Consider the following 19,327-nt stretch of genomic DNA (forward strand, 5'->3'; position numbering starts at 1 on the left):
CATGTCCAGCCGGAGTGCCGGCACCGCCGGTGCCACAGTCCCCGCTCCGGCTCAGGCCGGCGAGCCGGTGCGCCGCCGCCCCCGCGAGCGCAAGCGCCAGATCGAGACCGCGGCAGCGCTCGCCTTCGCCGAGCGGGGCTACCACCAGGTCAGCATGAACGACGTCGCCCATGCCGTCGGCATCTCGGCGCCGGCGCTCTACCGGCACTTCCCGAACAAGTACGCCCTGTTCGCGCAGACGGTGTTCGACCTCGCCCACCGCCTCGTCGAGGCGACCGCGGATGCCGCGGCGATGCCCATCGGCGACCCCGAGGCCGCACGCACCGCCCTCGACATGCACCTCAACGCGCTCATCTCGACGTCGATCGACCTGCGCGCCACCGGCGGTGTGTACCGGTGGGAAGGGCGCTACCTCGAGAAGGACGACCGCGACCGCCTGACGGCGGAGTTCCGCACGCTGCGCGAGCGCATGGTGCCGCCGCTCCGGGTGTACCGACCCGAGGTCGACGAGGCCGACGCGGGGCTGCTGGTGCTCGCGGCGCTCGCGTCGATCGCGAGCATCACGACCCACCGCACCGTCATCTCCTCGCGCGCCCTCCGGACGATCCTCGACGCCGCCGCGTGGCGACTGCTCGACGCCGATCTGCCGGATGCCGGCGACGACCCGCTCGAGCGCGCCGTGCCCGACGCGGGCACCACGCGCCGGGAGCGGCTCGTGGCGACCGCCGTCGCGCAGTTCCACGCCCGCGGCTACCACGAGGTGTCGATCGAAGACATCGCGACCGCGGTCGACCTCACCCCGTCCGGGGTGTACCGCCACTTCGAGAGCAAGTCCGCCCTGCTGATGGAGGCGTGCCTGCGCGCGTCCGCCCAGCTCGACGCGGCTCGGGTCGCAGCCCAGTTGTCGTCGGACTCGCCGCAGGCGGTGCTCGACGCGCTGTGCGACGACTACGTGCGCCACAGCTTCGAGAACTACCAGCTGGTGGGCGTGTGGGCGGCCGACGTGTCGGCGCTCGACGCCGACGACGGCAAGCGCATGCGCGGCCTGCAGCGTGCCTACCTTGCGGAGTGGTCGGAGCTGCTGCAGCGCACGCGCCCCGAGCTGTCGTCGAAGGATGCCACCGTGCTCGTCCACGCCGGGTTCAACGTCGTGGCCGACGTCGCCATGATGCTCCGCCACCGTACGAACGCCGCGACATCGCGGAGGGTCGCAGCGCTTCTGCGTGCGACCCTCGGCGTCGCCTGACACCGCGTTTCGTCTCGTCGCTGCGCTCCTCGCTCAACGCCCGGCACCTTTCGGTCGTTGAGCGAGCGAAGCGAGTCTTCGGTCGTTGAGCGAGCGAAGCGAGACGAAACGCCGGGCTACTTCGCGCGGCCGTGCAGCATCGGCAGCATCCGCGCGACCATGTGGTCGTCCTTGTGGCTGCGCTCGAGGGTGAGCAGGTTCAGCGCCGCCTTGCTGGTCTGGTGCGCGACCGACTTCGGCGTCGAGAACTCACGCAGGCCGTCGGCGCCGTGGATGCGCCCGAAGCCCGAGCCCTTCACGCCGCCGAACGGCAGGGCGGGGATGCCGGCGAACCCGAGCACCGAGTTGATTGTGACCACCCCGGCACGCAGCTGCTTCGCGGCACGGCGGCCGGTCGCGGCGCTCCTGGTGAACACCGCGGCACCCAGGCCGTAATCGGTGGCGTTCGCGCGCTGCACCGCCTCGTCGACGCTCGACACCGTGTTGATGACGACGGTCGGACCGAAGGTCTCGTGGCGCACGGCGTCGGAGTCCTCGGGCACGTCGACGAGCACGACCGGCTCGACGAATCGCTCGCCGACCGACTCGCGTCCGCCGAGAGCGGCAGTGCCGCCCCGCTCGAGTGCGTCGCCGATGTGCGCCGCGATGACAGCGGTCTGCGACGGCAGCGTCATGGGGCCGTAGGTCGCGGTCTCGCCGCCGACGCGCACGCGCTCGCCGCGTTCGACGACCTTCGCGATCAGCGCATCGGCGACCGTCTTGTCGACGTACACGCGCTCGACGCCCACGCACGTCTGGCCCGCGTTGCCGAAGGCGCCGAAGGCGATGAAGGATGCCGCGGCGTCGAGGTCGGCGTCGGCGGCGACGATGAGGGCGTCCTTGCCGCCGCACTCGGCGACGAGCGGCGTGAGCGACAGTGCGCACAGCGCCATGACCTTCTTCGCGGTGCGGGTCGATCCGGTGAAGGCGACCTTGTCGACCCCCGAGCTCACGAGAGCGGCGCCGGTCGCGCCGTCGCCGGTCACCGCCTGCAGCACCGGCTCGTCGCACACCTCGGCCCACTTGCGGGCGATCCACACCGCGGTTCCGGGGGTGAGCTCGCTCGGCTTGAAGACGACGGCGTTGCCGGCGGCGAGCGCGTACGAGATCGAGCCCATCGGCGTGTAGAACGGGTAGTTCCAGGGCCCGATGACGCCGACGACGCCGTAGGGCTCGTACCCGACGCTCGCCTTCTGGTTGTAGTTCATGAGGCCGGCGTGCACCTTGCGGCGCTTGAGCACACCCTCGGCGTTCTTCGCAGCCCAATCGAGGTGGGTGAGCGTGAGCATCACCTCGAGGAGTGCGTCGGACTCGGGCTTGCCGGTCTCGCGCGAGATGGTCTGGGCGAGGGATGCGGCGTCGCGGGCGATCGCGCTCTTCCAGCGCAGCAGCACCCGCTTGCGCCCGGCGTGGTCCTGTGCGGCCCACCACGCGGCTGCCTCCCGCGCGCGGCCGACTGCCGCCCGCACCGCGGCGGCGTCGTCGACCGGGTACGACTCGATCGCGCTGCCGTCGCGCGGGTCGACCGTGGTGTACGTGCCGGGGGTTCCGGAGTCTGCGAGAAGGGTCATCGGGGTCTCCTCCGCTCGTCTTCGAGCATCTGTCGTCCGTCGCGCGCCGTCGCGAGACAGTCCGTACTAAGTGAATCGCGATTCACAGTAGGTCCCGTGCGACCCCGGCGCAAGGCATCCCGGAATTTTCTCATCTTGGTTAGAATCGCTGGAACCGCGAAAGGCAGGCGATGGCGGAGACCCAGACCGCGACCGCGAAGTCGGTGCGCACCCGGCAGCGCATCCTCGATGCCGCCGCCGAGATCCTCAGCCGCAAGGGCTACGCCGGAACACGCCTCGCCGACGTCGCCGAGGTGGCAGGCGTGCAGGCTCCCGCGATCTACTACTACTTCGGATCGCGTGACGACCTCGTCGAGGAGGTCATGTGGGCGGGCGCCCACCGGGTGCGACTCCACGTCGAGGAGGCGCTCGCCGCCCTGCCGGCCGAAGTGGGCCCGTTCGAGCGCATCCTGGTCGGCGTCGACGCCCACCTGCGGTACGAGCTCTCGATCTCGGACTACACGACGGCGTCGATCCGCAACGCCGGGCAGGTGCCCGAGCACCTTCGCGTGCGCCCCGCCGCCGAGGAGGGGGAGTACAGCCGTGTCTGGCGCGACCTCTTCCGCCAGGCGCAGGAGCAGGGCCGGATCCGGGCCGACCTCGACGTCAACGTCTTCCGCCTGCTGCTGCTGGGCGCGATGAACTGGGCGGTGGAGTGGTGGAACCCGCGCACCCGCTCGCTCGACGACCTGGTGCGCTCCACGCAGGACCTCGTGCGCCACGGCGCCGGCGCCTGACGCGTTTCGTCTCGCTTCGCTCGCTCAACGACCGGGCGAGGCGACTCCGGTCGTTGAGCGAGGAGCGCAGCGACGAGACGAAACGCGGCTCCCGGCGTCAGGCGAACTGGGCGAGGCGCCGGGTGAGCACGTCGTGCGCCTGCGCGACGGTGCGGCGCACGACCTCACCGGCGGTCGGGATGTCGCGGATGATGCCCTGAACCTGGCCGACCGTCCAGATGCCCGCTTCGACGTCGCCGTCCTCGAACACCTTTCGTCCGCGCGCCCCCGCGACGAGCGGCTGCACGTCGGGGAACCGGCCGCCGGCCGCGAGGATCTGCACGACCTCGTCGCTCACGGAGTTCTTCGCCACGCGCGCGGTATTGCGCAGCGACCGGAAGATGAGATTCGTGTCGAGCTCGGATGCCGCGACGATGCGCTCCTTCACGCTCTGCGCGATCGGCGATTCGACGGTGCACATGAAGCGCGAGCCCATGTTCACGCCGTCGGCGCCGAGGGCCAGCGCCGCGGCGAGGCCGCGCCCATCGGCGAAGCCGCCCGACGCGATGAACGGGATCTCGAGCGCGTCGGCGGCGGCGGGGATCAGCACGAGGCCCGGCACGTCGTCCTCACCCGGGTGCCCGGCGCACTCGAATCCGTCGATCGACACGGCGGTCACACCGACGCTCTGCGCCTTGAGCGCGTGCCGCACCGATGTGCACTTGTGGATCACGCGCACGCCGGCATCGCGGAACATCTCCATGTGCGGCTCGGGGCTCGACCCGGCGGTCTCGACGATGGTGACGCCCGCGTCGACGATCGCGCGGCGGTACTCGTCGTACGGCGGCGGGCTGATCGACGGGAGGATCGTGAGGTTCACGCCGATCGGCTTGTCGGTCATCGTGCGCGCGCGCTCGATCTCCTTCACGAGGTCGGCGGGCGTCGGCTGGGTGAGCGCGGTGATGATGCCGAGACCGCCCGCCTCCGACACCGCCGCGGCGAGTTCGGCGCGGCCGACCCACATCATGCCGCCCTGGACGACGGGGTGCTCGATGCCGAGGGCCTCGGTGAACCGTGTGCGCAGGCGGGGCTGCGCTTCGTCTCGCTCCGGTCGCTCGACGACCGAGATCGTCTCACTCATAGGTCTCACCGGCCTCCGCCTTGGCGAGGAGGGATGCCGGCGGCTCGAAGCGCTCGCCGTAGGCCTCCGCCAGCTCGCGGGCACGGGCGACGAACCCGGGGAGACCCCCTTCGTACTGATTGACGTACTGCAGCACGCCGCCGGTCCACGCCGGGAAGCCGATGCCGTAGATCGAGCCGATGTTCGCGTCGGGAACCGAGGTGAGCACGCCGCCGTCGAGGCAGTCGATCGTGTCGAGCGCCTCGGCGAACAGCATCCGCTCCTGCAGATCCTTCAGCGGCAGCACCGTGCGCCCGGAGTCGTACTTCTCGCGCAGGCCCGGCCAGATGCCGAGGCGCCTGCCGTCGTCGGAGTAGTCGTAGAAGCCGCCACCGGCCTTGCGGCCGGGGCGTTCGGCGTCTTCGACCATCCAATCCATGACGGCCTCCGACGGATGCTCGATCCAGGTGCCGCCCTCGGCTTCCGCGGCCTCGCGGGTCTCGATGCGGATCTTGCGCGAGAGCGAGATGGTGAGCTCGTCGAGCAGCTGCAGCGCGCCCGCAGGATAGCCGGCCTGGAGTGCCGCCTGCTCGACCGAGACCGGCTCGACGCCTTCGCCCACCGCGGCGACGGCCTCGGCGATGAACCTGCCGATCACGCGCGAGGTGAAGAACCCGCGGCGGTCGTTGACCACGATCGGGGTCTTGCGGATCTGGAGCACGTAGTCGAACACGCGGGCGAGCGTCTCGGCGCTGGTTCCCTGTCCCTTCACGATCTCGACGAGCGGCATCTTGTCGACCGGTGAGAAGAAGTGGATCCCGATGAAATCGGGCCGGCGCTCCACACCCTCCGCCAGCTCGGTGATCGGCAGCGTCGAGGTGTTCGAGCCGAGCACGGCATCGGGCTCGACGATGTGCTGGATCTCCTGGAACACGGACTGCTTGACGGGAACCGACTCGAACACCGCCTCGATCACGAAGTCGACGCCGGCGAAGTCGGCGGGGTCGGCGGTGGGGTGGATGCGGGCGAGCAGTGCCTCCGACTTCGCGGCATCCGTCTTCCCCCGCGCCAGCGCTTTGTCCTCGAGGCTGCGGGCGTAGTCCTTGCCCTTCTCGGCGGCCTCGAGCGAGACGTCCTTCAGGACGACCTCGATGCCGACCTTGGCCGAGACGTACGCGATCGCGGCGCCCATCATGCCGGCGCCGATGACGCCCAGCTTCGTGACCTCGCGGCGGGGGATCGGGGTGCCGTCCTCGTCGGCGGTGGGCCGCGAGCCGCCGGAGTTGATGTGCTGCAGGTCGAAGAAGAACGCCTTGATCATGTTCTTCGCCACCTGGCCGTGCGTGAGCGAGACCAGGTAGCGGGTCTCGACGAGCGATGCCGTGTCGAAGTCGACGTACGCGCCCTCGACGGCGGCGGCGAGCGCCGCACGGGGAGCCGGCAGCGGCGAGCCCTTGAGCTGCTTGCGCAGCGTCGCGGGCAGGGCGGGGAGCATCCCGGCCACACCGGGCGAGTTCGGCGCGCCGCCCGGGATGCGGAAGCCCTTCTGGTCCCACGCCACGACCGGCTCGGGGTTCGCGGCGATCCACGCCTGCGCGGCCGGCACGAGGTCGGCGACCGAATCGACCACCTCGTCGACGATCCCGACCGCAAGAGCATCGCGCGGCGAGAACTTCGTGGCGGGGAGGATCACGTCGGCGAGCGCGCGCTGGAGGCCGAGCATCCGGACCAGACGGGTGATGCCGCCGCCGCCGGGGAGCAGGCCGAGCGACACCTCGGGCACGCCGAACTGGGCGCCGCGCACGTCGGCGGCGATGCGGTGGTGGGTGGCGAGGGCGACCTCGAGGCCGCCGCCGAGCGCCGTGCCGTTGAGCACGGCGACGACCGGGCGGCCGAGTTTCTCGAGCCGGCGCATGATCGCCTTGACGTGATCGATGTGCGCGGTCTCCTCCGCGGCCTTCGCGGGGTCGGCTGCGCGCAGCAGGTTGAGGTCGCCGCCGGCGAACCAGCTCTTCTTCGCCGAGGCGAGGATGACCCCGACGATGTCGTCGCGCTCCGCCTCGAGCCGGTCGACCGTCGCCTCGAGGGTCGAGACGAAGTGCGGGTTCATCGTGTTGACGCTCGCGCCGGGGTCGTCCATGGTGACGGTCACGATGCCGTCGGCGCCGCGGTCGTAGGCGTATCCGGTGTAGGTCTTCACGTCGGTCGCACGCGGTGCGTCGGTGCGTGCGGTGTCGGTGGTGGGTGCGGTGTCGGTGGTGCTCATGCGTGTGCTCCTTCAGAGGCTCGCTGGGGCGCTCAGACGCGCTCGATGACGGTGGCGATGCCCATGCCCGCGCCGACGCAGAGCGTGGCGAGGCCGCGGCGGAGGTCCTGCCGCTCGAGCTCGTCGAGCAGGGTGCCGAGGATCATGGCGCCGGTGGCGCCCAGGGGGTGGCCGAGGGCGATCGCCCCGCCGTTGACGTTTACCTTGTCGTCGGGGATGCCGAGGTCCTTCTGCCACTTCATCACGACCGCGGCGAAAGCCTCGTTGAGCTCGAACAGGTCGATGTCGGAGGCGTCGAGCCCCGCCTTCTCGAGCGCCTTCTGCGTCGCCGGCGTGGGCCCGGTGAGCATGATCGTCGGGTCGGACCCCGTGACGGCGGTCGAGACGATGCGCGCCCGCGGTGTGAGCCCGAGGCGCTCGCCGATCTCGCGGGTGCCGATGACGACGAGCGCGGCGCCGTCGACGATGCCCGACGAGTTGCCGGGCCCGTGCACGTGGTCGATCTTCTCGACCCAGTGGTACTTCTGGAGGGCGACCGCGTCGAAGCCCGCCTGCTCGCCGAGCGCGGCGAACGACGCGGGCAGCTGCCCGAGCGACTCGACGGTAGAGCCCGGGCGGCGGTGCTCGTCTTCGGCGAGGAGGGTGACGCCGTTGATGTCGGTGACGGGGACGACGGATGCCGCGAAGCGTCCTTCGCGCCAGGCGGTGTCGGCTCGCGCCTGCGAGCGGGCGGCGAAGGCGTCGACGTCTTCGCGGCTGAACCCCTCGATCGTGGCGATGAGGTCGGCGCCGATGCCCTGCGGCACGAAGTAGTGGTCGTAGCCGGTGGTCGGGTCCTGTGCATAGGCGCCGCCGTCCGACCCGATCGGCACGCGCGACATCGACTCGACGCCGCCCGCGAGCACGAGGTCCTCGTACCCGGAGGCCACCTTCTGCGCAGCCAGGTTGACCGCTTCGAGTCCCGACGCGCAGAAGCGGTTGACCTGCACGCCGGCGACGGTCTCGGGGAGGCCCGCGACGAGGGCCGCGGTGCGCGCGATGTCTCCGCCCTGTTCACCGACGGGCGAGACGACGCCGAGCACGATGTCGTCGATGAGGTCGGCCCTGAGCGAGGGGTTGCGCTCGCGCAGCGCGTCGATCAGGCCGACCACGAGGTCGACGGGCTTGACGCTGTGCAGCGATCCGCCCTTGTTGCGCCCGCGCGGGGTGCGCACGGCGTCGTAGATGTATGCCTCGGGCATGGTGTACCTCCGCTGGCTGGGGATGAGTTCGAAGACGGGTGGATCAGAGTCCGAGGCTGCGGCCGACGATCTCCTTCATGATCTCGGTCGTGCCTCCGTAGATGGTCGTGATGCGCGCATCCTGGTAGTCCTGCGCGATGCGGTACTCCTGCATGTAGCCGTAGCCGCCGTAGAGCTGCTGGCACCGGTAGACCACATCGTTGTACTGCTCGGTCGTGTACCACTTGGCCGCTGCCGCCTGCTCGGCGGTGAGCTCGCCCGCCGTGTGCAGACGCACGAACTCGTCGATGTAGACGCGGCTCGCCTGCAGCTGCGTGGCGATCTCTGCGAGGACGAAGCGGGTGTTCTGGAACGAGCCGATGGGCTGGCCGAACGCGGTGCGCTCCTTCACGTAGGCGAGCGTCCGCTCGAGCACGCCTTCGGAGGCCGCGACCGCGGCGGCCGCGATCGACAGACGCTCCTGGGGGAGGTTGCGCATGAGCCCGAGGAAGCCGTCACCCTCAGCGCCGAGCAGGTTGCCGGCGGGCACCCGCACGTCGGCGAACGACAGCTCGCTGGTGTCCTGCGCGTGCAGACCGATCTTGTCGAGGTTGCGGCCGCGGGTGAACCCGGGACGGTCGCCTTCGACGACGATGAGGCTGAGCCCGCGGTGCCGGTCGGCGGACGTGCGCACCGCCACGACCACGAGGTCGGCGTTCTGGCCGTTCGAGATGAAGGTCTTCGAGCCGTTGATGACGTAGTCGTCGCCGTCGCGGACAGCCGAGGTGCGGATGCCGGCGAGGTCGCTGCCCGTGCCGGGCTCGGTCATCGCGATGGCGGTGACGAGCTCGCCCGCGGCGATGCCGGGGAGCCAGCGCTGCTTCTGCTCGTCGTTCGTGAGGTCGACGAAGTACGGGAAGACGATGTCGTTCTGCAGCGCGATTCCGGCCATGCCGTCCGACACGGGGTTGCGGGCGAGCTCTTCGCCCATGATCGCGTTGAAGCGGAAGTCGTCGGCCCCGCCGCCGCCGTACTCCTCCGGCAGGGCGAAGCCCAGGATCCCCGCCTCGGCGGCCTTCGTGAAGAGCCACCGGTCGACCTTGCCGTCGGCTGCCCAGCGCTGCGCATGCGGTGCGGCGTGCTGGTCCACGAACGCGCGGATCACCTCGCGGAACTGCTCGTGGTCGTCGTCGTACAGCCTGCGTGGCGTCTTCACCGTCACTCCGATCCTCATCGATCCCTCTGGACAGAACTTTTTATAGCACATTAAATTCTGTCGGGCGATGGTCTTGTCGATCACTGAGGAATCAGTCAGGATCGGCGCAGGTGTTTTAATCGCCGATAAGCAGATCGCGATCGAAGGAGCTCGCACATGCCCACCCCAGATGCCCCCGGCATCCCCGATGCTCCAGCCGTCGAGCAGCTCGCCGCCGCCACGCGGCGCTTCGTCCGCGACGTCGTGCTGCCGATCGAGCGGCGAATCGCGGGATCCGTGCACGACCTCGACCCCGCCGAGCGCGCCGAGCTCATCGCCGCGGCGAAGGCAGCAGGCGTCTACGCGCCGCAGCTACCGACCGCGTACGGAGGCGCGGGCCTCGACACCCGTGGCCAGGCCGTCGTGTTCGCCGAGGCCGGCTACACACTGCTCGGCCCGCTCGCCACGGGTTGCGCGGCACCCGATGAGGGCAACGGACTCCTCCTCGAGCGGGTGGCGACCGCCGCGCAGCGCGAGCGCTGGCTCGCCCCGCTCGCCACGGGCGACATCCGCACCTGCTTCGCGATGACCGAACCGGCGCCGGGGGCCGGATCCGACCCCCGCGCACTCCAGACACGCGCGACGCGCGTGGCAGGCGGCTGGAGCATCGACGGACGCAAGTGGATGATCACGGGCGCGCGGGGTGCGGCCGTCGCGATCGTGATGGCGCGCACCTCGGGTGAACCCGGCGACGCCGGCGGGGCCACGATGTTCCTCGTCGAGACCGACAACCCCGGCATGCGGATCGAGCGCGACGTCGAGACCATGGACGCCGGCTTCTACGGCGGGCATGCCGAGATCGTGTTCGACGGATGCCTCGTGGGGGAGGCCGACGTGCTCGGCGAGGTCGACCGCGGGTTCGAGTACGCCCAGGTGCGCCTCGCACCGGCACGGCTCACCCACTGCATGCGCTGGCTCGGGCTCTCCCGGCACTGTCACGACCTCGCCCTCGCCCACGCGACCGAGCGTCAGGCGTTCGGGTCGACGCTCGCCGACCTCGGTCTCGCCCAGCAGCTGATCGCCGACAACGAGATCGACCTGGCCGCCGCGCGCGCGGTCATCGCGCAGGCCGCGGCATCCGTCGACGACGGCGTCGACGCCGCGAACGCGTCGTCGATCGCCAAGGTGTTCGTGTCGGAGGCGGTGGGCCGCGTCGCCGACCGCAGCGTTCAGCTCGCCGGCGCACGCGGGCTCACCGGCGAGACGCTGCTGTCTCGCTACTGGCGCGAGATGCGCGCGTTCCGCGTGTATGACGGGCCGAGCGAGACCCACCGCTGGGCCATCGCCAAGCGGGCGGTGAGCCGGCACCGCCGCGCCGTCGCCGGGGCCGGCGCATGAGCGACGTGCAGATCGCCGGCATCGACCTTCCTCGGCTGCGGGACTGGGTGACGCGCGTCGCGCCGGGCGCCGAGATCGACCGTATCGACCTCATCACGGGCGGCAAGTCGAACCTCACGTACCGCCTGCGGGGGACGGATGCCGCAGGCCGGGCGCTCGACTGGGTGCTGCGGCGGCCGCCGCTCGGGGTGCTCACTCCGAGCGCACACGACATGGGGCGCGAGTTCCGGGTCGTGGATGCGCTCCAGGGCTCCGCCGTTCCGGTCGCGCCGACCATCGCGCTCGGCGACGACCTCGACGTGCTCGGCGTCGTGTTCGCCGTGTACGGGCACGTCGACGGTCGCACCGTGCAGTCCGCCGATGACGCGAGGCTGCTCACCGGGTCCGAGCGGCGCGAGGCCGCGCTCGGGCTCGCCACCGGACTCGCCCGCCTCCACGACGTCGATCCCGCGGCCGTGGGCCTCGCCGGCTTCGGCCGGCCCGAGGGCTTCGCCACGCGCCAGGTGGCGCGGTGGGCCGATCAGTGGGGCCGCGTGAAGACCCGCGACCTGCCCGTGGTCGAGCGTCTCGCGAGCGAACTCGCCGCGCGGGTTCCCGCCCCGCAGCGGGCGTCGATCCTGCACGGCGACCTGCGGCTCGACAACGCGATCCTCGCCCACGACGGCCCGCGGGTGCTCGCGTTCGTCGACTGGGAGATGGCGGCCCTCGGCGATCCGCTCACCGACCTCGCGACCCTGCTCGTATACGCCGACCCGATCGTCGAGCCCGTGCTCGGGGTGCCGCACCTCGATGGGGCCGGCGGCTTCCCGTCGCAGGGCGGCCTCGCGCAGGCGTACGCCGCCGCGAGCGGGCTGTCGCTCGACGACCTCGACTTCTACCTGGCCCTGGCCTATCTCAAGCTCGCGGTCATCGCCGAGGGCATCCATCACCGCTATCTCGCCGGGGACACCGTCGGCGACGGCTTCTCCGCTGTCGGCAGTGCGGTCGAGCCGCTGTTGCGGCGCTCCGTCGACCACGTGAGGGGGCTCTGAACATGGATGCGGACGACGTGGGCGCAGCGCGGGTGCGCGGGGCGATCGTGACGGGCGGCAGCCGCGGGATCGGGCTGGCCGTCGTGCGCCGGCTCGTCGACGACGGGTGGGCGGTCACGATCACGGGGAGGGATGCCGCGGGGCTGGATGCCGCGGTCGACAGCATCGGCGCGGGCACCGGTGCGGGCGCCGCGGCGCGGCATCCGGTGCTCCCCGTCGTCGCCGACATGGCCGACGATGACGCGCCGGAGCGCATCCTCGCCGCGCACGCCGATGCCGGGCGCACTCTCGACGCGCTCGTGCTGAACGCCGGCATGGGGCACGGCAGCCGCATCGTCGACACGCCGCTGCGCCGCCTCGACCGGCACTATGCCGTCAACCTCCGCGCGGCATTCGCGCTGGTGTCTCAGGCGATCCCAGCCCTGCGCGAGGCGGCATCCGGAGCCTCGGCGGCCCGCGTGATCGCCATGTCGTCGATGACCGCGGTCATGCCCGAACCCGGGCTCGCCGCGTACGGAGCGACCAAGGCCGCACTCGTGTCGCTGTGCGAGACGCTCAACGCCGAGGAGTCCGCCGCGGGCGTGATCGCCACGGCGATCTGCCCGGGCTACGTCGACACCGACATGAGCGCGTGGAAGCACGGCGACCTCGCCGCGGGCGAGATGATCCGCCCCGACGACATCGCCGAACTCGTCGGCGCGCTGGTGCGGATGTCGCGGTATGCGGTGATGCCGAAGATCGTCGTGAGCCGCCCGGGGGAGGGACTGTTCACCGCATAGCCCCTTGAACGACGGATGCCGCGGGGTGAGACTGGGCGACGAGTCGTATGCCGACCCCCGGCGGAAGGAGCGTGCCATGGCGCACGGAGACATCACCCACATCGACATCCCGGTCACCGACTTCGCGAAGGCGACGGACTTCTACTCGTCGCTGTTCGGCTGGACGATCGCCGAGATCCCCGGCTACGAGGGGTACCCGATGTGGCAGGCGCCCAACAAGATCTCGGGCGGCGGACTCGCGCCGCGCAGCGACGGCTTCACCCAGCCCCGCTCGTACGTCGAGGTCGACTCGATCGACGACACCGTGGCGAAGGCGGTGGCTGCGGGCGCCGAGGTGCTCATGGCGAAGGCGCCGATCTCGGAGACCAGCTGGTGGGCGGTCATCGCCGACCACGACGGGAACAGCATCGGGCTCTACGAGGGCACCACCGACGCCGGCGAGGGCTGACTCCGCGGAGCGGAATCCGCGGTCTTGTATACGCACGGGCTGATTTGAGCCCCGTCGAGCGCGCATCGGCGTGTTTGTGTATACACTGGCAGGGTTGGATTCCCACGAGGAGGTGAGCTGTGCGGGCAAGCGACCGTGCGTACTCGACTCTCCTCGGGGAGATCCAGTCGGGCACGCTGCGCCCCGGCTCGGTGCTCGGCGAGGTCGAGCAGGCGTCACGACTCGGCGTCAGCCGCACCCCCCTGCGCGAGGCGCTCGGCCGGCTCGCCTCCGACGGACTGGTCGTGCAGCAGTCCCCGCGCATGACAGTTGTCACGGCGATCGACGCCGACGACATCCAGGAGCTCTTCGAGCTCCGCCGCGCCCTGGAGGAGGCGGCAGCACGCCTCGCGGCCGAGCGCGGCGACCGCGCGCGGTTCGGCGACCTCGCCTCGAGCCTCGCCGCCGTCGACCTCGACACGGGGCGCGACGCCTATTACGCACTCATCAGCCGCTTCGACGAGGAGCTCGACGCCGCCGTCGCCAACGACTACCTCGTCTCGGCGCTGCGCACCGTCCGCACGCATCTCGTGCGCGTGCGCCGCCTCGCCCGCGACAACCCCGGCCGCCTGGCGGCATCCGTCAGCGAGCACCGGCTCATCGCCTCGGCCATCGCGGCCGGCGACGCCGACCTCGCCGCCCACGCGACGCACGTGCACCTGCACAACGCGCTCACGAACATCCTGGAATCCCTGAAGTAGAGGAACACCATGACCGTCACACACCACCTCCGCGTCCACCGCAGCGACGAGAACCTCGCCCGCGAGGGGCAGCTCGCCTGGCACATCGCCGAGGTCGCGGCCGATCCGGTCGAGGTCGGGGCCGAGGTCGTCGACATGATCATCAACCGCGTCATCGACAACGCGTCGGTGGCGGCGGCGTCGCTCACCCGCTCGCCCGTGAGCGCGGCGCGCCAGCAGGCGCTCGACCACGCCGTCTCGGTCGGCGGCGACGGAGCGACGGTGTTCGGCTGCGCACTCGACCGCGTGACCTCACCGGAGTGGGCGGCGTGGGCGAACGGCGTGGCAGTGCGCGAACTCGACTACCACGACACCTTCCTCGCGGCCGACTACTCGCACCCGGGTGACAACATCCCGCCCATCCTCGCCGTCGCGCAGCACGTCGGATCCGACGGCGCCGCACTCGTGCGCGGCCTCGCCACCGGCTACGAGATCCAGATCGACCTGGTGCGCGCCATCTGCCTGCACAAGCACAAGATCGACCACGTCGCCCACCTCGGCCCCTCGGCCGCCGCAGGCATCGGCACCCTCCTCGGCCTCGACGTCGAGACGATCTACCAGGCGGTCGGGCAGGCCCTTCACACCACGACCGCCACGCGGCAGTCGCGCAAGGGCGAGATCTCGACGTGGAAGGCCCACGCCCCGGCGTTCGCCGGGAAGATGGCCATCGAGGCGGTCGACCGCGCGATGCGCGGCGAGACGTCGCCGAGCCCGATCTACGAGGGCGAAGACGGCGTGATCGCCTGGATGCTCGACGGCCCCGACGCCACCTACGAGGTGCCGCTCCCCGCCGCCGGCGAGGCCAAGCGCGGCATCCTCGATTCGTACACGAAGGAGCACTCGGCCGAGTACCAGGCGCAGGCCTGGATCGACCTGGCCCGCAAGCTCCACGGCTCGAACCCCGAAGCGGCCGACCCTGCGAACGTCGAGTCGATCGTGCTGCACACCTCGCACCACACGCACTACGTGATCGGCTCGGGCGCCAACGACCCGCAGAAGTACGACCCGACCGCGTCGCGCGAGACGCTCGACCACTCGATCCCGTACATCTTCGCCGTCGCGCTGCAGGACGGCGGGTGGCACCACGTCGACTCGTACGCCCCCGAGCGCGCGGGCCGCGAAGACACCGTCGCGCTGTGGCAGAAGATCACCACGGCCGAAGACGCCGAGTGGACCCGGCGGTACCACTCCGACGACCCGAACGAGAAGGCGTTCGGCGGCCGCGTGGTCATCACGCTCACCGACGGCACGGTCATCGAGGACGAGATCGCGGTGGCCGACGCGCACCCGCTGGGTGCCCGGCCGTTCGCGCGCGAGGACTACATCCGCAAGTTCCGCATCCTCGCCGAGCCCGTGCTCGAGGAGGACGAGATCGAGCGGTTCCTCGAGCTCGCCCAGCGCCTGCCCGAGCTGACCCCGGCCGAGGTGCGCGAGCTGTCTATCGTCGCGAAGCTCGGTGTGCTCGCCTCGGCGCCCGCGCCGAAGGGCCTGTTCTGATGCTCTACAGCCAGGTGCCGGCGCACGAGAAGCGGCGGCTCTTCCGCGAGCGGCTCGCCACGGGGGAGCTGCTGCGGTTCCCGGGTGCGTTCAATCCGCTCAGCGCGCGCCTCATCGAGCGCCAGGGGTTCGAGGGCGTCTACATCTCGGGCGCGGTGCTCTCGGCCGACCTCGGGCTTCCCGACATCGGGCTCACGACCCTCACCGAGGTGGCTGCGCGCGGCCAGCAGATCGCGCGCATGACCGACCTGCCGGCGATCATCGACGCCGACACCGGGTTCGGCGAGCCGATGAACGTCGCCCGCACCATCCAGACGCTCGAAGACGCGGGGCTTGCCGGAACCCACATCGAGGACCAGATCAACCCCAAGCGGTGCGGTCACCTCGACGGCAAGGCGGTCGTCGACGAGGGCACGGCGCTCAAGCGCATCCGTGCGGCGGTCGACGCCCGCCGCGACCCGGACTTCCTCATCATGGCGCGCACCGACATCGCCGCGGTGGAGGGCCTGGATGCGGCCGTCGACCGCGCGAAGGCGCTTGTGGATGCCGGCGCCGACGCGATCTTCCCCGAGGCGATGCGCTCGCTCGAGGAGTTCGCCGCGGTGCGGGCGGCGGTCGACGTGCCGATCCTCGCGAACATGACCGAGTTCGGGAAGTCCGAGCTGTTCAGCGTCGACCAGCTGCGCGACGTCGGCGTGAACATCGTGATCTGGCCGGTGTCGCTGCTGCGCATGGCGATGGGCGCGGCATCCCGTGCCCTCGACACCTTGAACGACGAGGGCCACCTCACGAGCAGGCTCGGCGAGATGCAGCACCGCGCCGACCTGTACGACCTCATCGACTACGAGCAGTACAACCACTTCGACACCAGCGTCTTCAACTTCACCATCGAGTCCCCCGGGCGTTGAGCGAGGCGCGCAGCGACGAGACGAAACGCGTTTCGACTCGCTACGCTCGCTCAACGACCGGGCCGCGCAAAGGAGCAGGCACATGACAGACACCGACATCAAGAAGGGCCTCGCGGGCGTCGTCGCCGACACGACGGCGATCTCGAAGGTCAACCCCGAGACCAACTCGCTGCTGTACCGGGGCTATCCCGTGCAGGAGCTCGCGTCGACCCAGTCGTTCGAGGCGGTGGCGTACCTGCTGTGGAACGGCGACCTCCCCGACGAGACGCAGCTGGCGCAGCTGCGGGCGACCGAGCGGGCGTACCGGCACCTGCCCGCCGAGGTGCGCGCCGCGATCGACCTGGTCCCGCTCGACGCGCATCCGATGGACGAGGTGCGCACCGCGCTCAGTCTCATCGGCGCGAAGGACCTCGCCGGCACCGGCTCGGTGCTCGATGTCAGCGGCTCGACCGAGGAGAACCTGGCGCGGAGCGTCCGTCTGTTCGCGGTGCTCCCGGCGATCGTCGCCTACGGCCAGCGACGCCGTCGGGGACAGCAGCCCGTCGAGCCGCGCGACGACCTCGACTACGCGGCAAACTTCCTGTGGATGACCTTCGGCGAGGAGTCCGACGCGGTGGTCGTCGACGCCTTCAACCGGTCGATGATCCTGTACGCGGAGCACTCGTTCAACGCGTCGACCTTCACGGCCCGCGTCATCGCGTCGACCCTCAGCGACCTGTACTCGGCCGTCGTCGGTGCGGTCGGCGCTCTCAAGGGGCCGCTGCACGGCGGCGCAAACGAGGCGGTGCTGCACATCTTCGACGAGATCGGCTCGGCCGAGAACGTCGGACCGTGGCTCGATGAGGCCCTCGCCCAGAAGCGCAAGATCATGGGCTTCGGCCACCGCGTCTACAAGCGCGGAGATTCGCGCGTGCCCACGATGAAGGCGGCGCTCGACACGCTCGTCGAGCACTACGACCGCCCGGATGTCGCGGCGCTCTACGACACGCTCGAGTCCGAGTTCGTCGGCCGCAAGGGCATCTACCCGAACCTCGACTACCCGTCGGGGCCGGCGTACAACCTCATCGGGTTCGACACCCTCACGTTCACGCCGCTCTTCGTCGCCGCGCGCGTGACCGGCTGGACCGCGCACATCATGGAGCAGCTCGGATCGAACGCTCTCATCCGCCCGCTGTCGGCCTACAACGGCCCGGACGAGCGGCACATCGACGGCTACGTTCCGGATGCCGCGGCCCTCGAGGCCGCCGAACGCGCCGAGGAGCCCGTGGCGTGAGCATCTGGTTCGGCGACGTCTCGGAGGTGGATCTCGCCGCGATGCGCGGCGGGACCCTCATCGAGAACCTCGGCATCGAGATCGTCGAGGTGCGCGGCGACGCGCTGGTGGGGCGGATGCCGGTCGACCACCGCACCGTGCAGCCGGCCGGAGTGCTGCACGGCGGAGCATCCGTCGCCCTCGCCGAGACGCTCGCGTCGTGGGCCGGTTACCTCGCGGTGGACCGCGAGCGCTTCCACGTCGTCGGGCAGGAGATCAACGCCAACCACATCCGGCCGGTCACGACGGGGTGGGTCACCGCGACCGTCAGTGCGGTGAACATCGGCCGCCGTGCGCACGTGTGGGAGATCCGCATCGTCGACGAGGCGGGCAAGCTGGTGTGCATCTCACGGTGCACGCTCGCGGTGATCGAGCAGCGCTCGACGTACGCCACGCCCGAGGGGCGCACCGCGGGCTGAAGGCTGAGCGACCGAGCGGATCGAGCGAAGGAGCCGTCATGCGAGAAGCAGTCATCGTCGATGTCGTGCGCACCCCGTCGGGGCGCGGCAAGCCCGGGGGAGCGCTGAGCACCCTGCACCCGGTCGACCTCGCCGCCGTTGCGCTGCGGGCGCTCCTCGAACGCAGCGGGCTCGAGTCGCGTCAGGTCGACGACGTGATCATGGGATGCGTCAGCCAGGTCGGCGACCAGTCCATGAACGTCGGCCGCATGGCCGTGCTCGCCGCCGGGTTCGACGAGCGCGTGCCGGCGACCACCATCGACAGGCAGTGCGGGTCGAGCCAGCAGGCGGCGCACTTCGCCGCGCAGGGTGTGATGTCAGGCGCCTACGACATCGTGATCGCCGCCGGCGTCGAGTCGATGAGCCGCGTGCCGCTCGGCTCGTCGCGCACCGGAGGCTCCACAGCCCACGGGATCGCGGCGCGCTACCCCGACGGACTCGTGAACCAGGGGGTGTCGGCCGAGCTGATCGCCGCGCGCTGGGGATTCTCGCGCGAGGAGCTCGACGCCTTCGCGGCGCAGTCGCACGAGCGGGCCGCGCGGGCATGGAGCGAGGGACGGTTCGACTCGCAGGTGCTGCCGGTGTTCGCCGGCGGCGAGGATGCCGTCGCGTTCGACGAGACCGTGCGCGCCGGCACGACCGCCGAGGGGCTCGCGGGGTTGAATCCGGCGTTCCGCACCGACGCGCTCGCGGAGCGCTTCCCCGAGATCTCGTGGAGCATCACCCCGGGCAACTCGTCGCCGCTCACCGACGCGGCGTCGGCGGTGCTCATCATGAGCGCCGAGAAGGCCGACGAGCTCGGCCTCACGCCCCGCGCGCGGTTCCACGCCTTCTCGGTTGTGGGCGACGATCCGCTGCTCATGCTCACGGGGCCCATCCCCGCCACCCGTCGCATCCTCGAGAGGTCGGGTCTGACGATCGCCGACCTCGACGCGTACGAGGTCAATGAGGCGTTCGCGCCGGTGCCGCTCGCGTGGCAGCGCGAACTCGACGCCGACCCGGCGAAGCTCAATCCGTGGGGCGGAGCCATCGCGCTCGGGCACGCGGTTGGGGCATCCGGCGCGCGTCTGCTCGGGACTCTCGTCGCGTATCTCGAGGCGACCGGCGGGCGGTACGGCCTGCAGACCATGTGCGAGGGCGGCGGGCTCGCGAACGCCACGATCATCGAGCGCCTCTGAACCTGCCCGAAACAGCGAGTGCAAGCGATTGCGCGTCCACGGCTTCGGTCGCGCCTGCGGAGCTGACGGATGCCCGAAATGAGAGCCTTCTCATGCTGTAAGCGCTTGCAATCCGGCCGCGGGCCGC

Annotated in this window: 17 protein-coding genes; 12 read left to right on the forward strand and 5 right to left on the reverse strand. The window is 70.9% G+C overall.

The annotated features are described in order from the left end of the window. The first annotated feature begins 1 nt into the window (after position 1). Complete coding sequence (locus JOD63_RS16385; protein WP_045275653.1) at positions 2–1,246, forward strand: TetR/AcrR family transcriptional regulator; 1,245 nt, start codon at positions 2–4, stop codon at positions 1,244–1,246. A gap of 116 nt (positions 1,247–1,362) precedes the next feature. Here the strand turns inward: JOD63_RS16385 and JOD63_RS16390 are convergent, their stop codons facing one another. After that, entirely contained in the window at positions 1,363–2,856 is a 1,494-nt protein-coding gene (locus tag JOD63_RS16390; RefSeq protein WP_045275654.1) for an aldehyde dehydrogenase family protein, read from the reverse strand. A gap of 170 nt (positions 2,857–3,026) precedes the next feature. On the opposite strand from JOD63_RS16390, the gene JOD63_RS16395 reads away from it, so the two are divergent. Then, positions 3,027–3,632: a TetR/AcrR family transcriptional regulator gene (locus JOD63_RS16395; RefSeq protein ID WP_045275655.1), complete on the forward strand. Its 606-nt coding sequence runs from the start codon at positions 3,027–3,029 to the stop codon at positions 3,630–3,632. A 97-nt stretch (positions 3,633–3,729) separates the two neighbouring features. On the opposite strand, the gene JOD63_RS16400 is transcribed toward JOD63_RS16395, so the two are convergent. From JOD63_RS16400 to JOD63_RS16415, 4 genes are read right to left on the reverse strand one after another with little or no spacing between them, the layout of a single operon-like run. Continuing rightward, positions 3,730–4,752: an NAD(P)H-dependent flavin oxidoreductase gene (locus JOD63_RS16400; RefSeq protein ID WP_045275656.1), complete on the reverse strand. Its 1,023-nt coding sequence runs from the start codon at positions 4,750–4,752 to the stop codon at positions 3,730–3,732. After that, positions 4,745–6,997 carry a 3-hydroxyacyl-CoA dehydrogenase NAD-binding domain-containing protein gene (locus JOD63_RS16405; RefSeq protein WP_211088144.1) on the reverse strand — a complete coding sequence of 751 codons (2,253 nt, stop codon included), beginning with the start codon at positions 6,995–6,997 and terminating at the stop codon, positions 4,745–4,747. Before JOD63_RS16405 ends, JOD63_RS16400 begins: the two co-directional genes overlap by 8 nt. Before the next feature lie 32 nt (positions 6,998–7,029). Next, positions 7,030–8,238, reverse strand: coding sequence for an acetyl-CoA C-acetyltransferase (locus tag JOD63_RS16410; protein WP_045275657.1), 1,209 nt, complete (start codon positions 8,236–8,238; stop codon positions 7,030–7,032). Between the two features lie 43 nt (positions 8,239–8,281). Continuing rightward, positions 8,282–9,439, reverse strand: coding sequence for an acyl-CoA dehydrogenase family protein (locus tag JOD63_RS16415; RefSeq protein ID WP_245617984.1), 1,158 nt, complete (start codon positions 9,437–9,439; stop codon positions 8,282–8,284). 150 nt (positions 9,440–9,589) lie between these two features. Between JOD63_RS16415 and JOD63_RS16420 the strand changes: the two genes are divergently transcribed. The 10 genes from JOD63_RS16420 (at position 9,590) to JOD63_RS16465 (ending at position 19,200) form a co-directional block, all read left to right on the forward strand. After that, complete coding sequence (locus JOD63_RS16420; protein ID WP_045275659.1) at positions 9,590–10,810, forward strand: acyl-CoA dehydrogenase family protein; 1,221 nt, start codon at positions 9,590–9,592, stop codon at positions 10,808–10,810. Continuing rightward, positions 10,807–11,841: a phosphotransferase family protein gene (locus JOD63_RS16425; protein WP_045275660.1), complete on the forward strand. Its 1,035-nt coding sequence runs from the start codon at positions 10,807–10,809 to the stop codon at positions 11,839–11,841. Before JOD63_RS16420 ends, JOD63_RS16425 begins: the two co-directional genes overlap by 4 nt. Positions 11,842–11,843: 2 nt before the next feature. After that, complete coding sequence (locus JOD63_RS16430) at positions 11,844–12,620, forward strand: SDR family oxidoreductase (protein WP_045275661.1); 777 nt, start codon at positions 11,844–11,846, stop codon at positions 12,618–12,620. Positions 12,621–12,696: 76 nt separating this feature from the next. Beyond that, entirely contained in the window at positions 12,697–13,068 is a 372-nt protein-coding gene (locus JOD63_RS16435) for a VOC family protein (protein WP_045275662.1), read from the forward strand. Positions 13,069–13,187: 119 nt separating this feature from the next. Then, positions 13,188–13,808, forward strand: coding sequence for a GntR family transcriptional regulator (locus JOD63_RS16440; RefSeq protein ID WP_045275663.1), 621 nt, complete (start codon positions 13,188–13,190; stop codon positions 13,806–13,808). A gap of 9 nt (positions 13,809–13,817) precedes the next feature. Then, a complete protein-coding gene (locus JOD63_RS16445; RefSeq protein ID WP_045275664.1) occupies positions 13,818–15,344 on the forward strand; it encodes an MmgE/PrpD family protein in 1,527 nt (508 codons plus the stop codon). After that, entirely contained in the window at positions 15,344–16,252 is a 909-nt protein-coding gene (gene prpB / locus JOD63_RS16450) for a methylisocitrate lyase (protein ID WP_045275665.1), read from the forward strand. Before JOD63_RS16445 ends, prpB begins: the two co-directional genes overlap by 1 nt. 82 nt (positions 16,253–16,334) lie before the next feature. Continuing rightward, entirely contained in the window at positions 16,335–17,525 is a 1,191-nt protein-coding gene (locus JOD63_RS16455) for a bifunctional 2-methylcitrate synthase/citrate synthase (protein WP_045275666.1), read from the forward strand. After that, the gene (locus tag JOD63_RS16460; RefSeq protein ID WP_084613513.1) at positions 17,522–17,983 is read left to right on the forward strand and encodes a hotdog fold thioesterase; all 462 of its coding nucleotides are present in this window, start codon (positions 17,522–17,524) and stop codon (positions 17,981–17,983) included. The genes JOD63_RS16455 and JOD63_RS16460 overlap by 4 nt, the downstream gene beginning before the upstream one ends. A 38-nt stretch (positions 17,984–18,021) precedes the next feature. Continuing rightward, the gene (locus tag JOD63_RS16465; protein ID WP_045275667.1) at positions 18,022–19,200 is read left to right on the forward strand and encodes a thiolase family protein; all 1,179 of its coding nucleotides are present in this window, start codon (positions 18,022–18,024) and stop codon (positions 19,198–19,200) included. Positions 19,201–19,327 lie beyond the last annotated feature (127 nt).

Origin of the sequence: Microbacterium terrae (assembly GCF_017831975.1) — a bacterium.
Taxonomy (GTDB): domain Bacteria; phylum Actinomycetota; class Actinomycetes; order Actinomycetales; family Microbacteriaceae; genus Microbacterium; species Microbacterium terrae.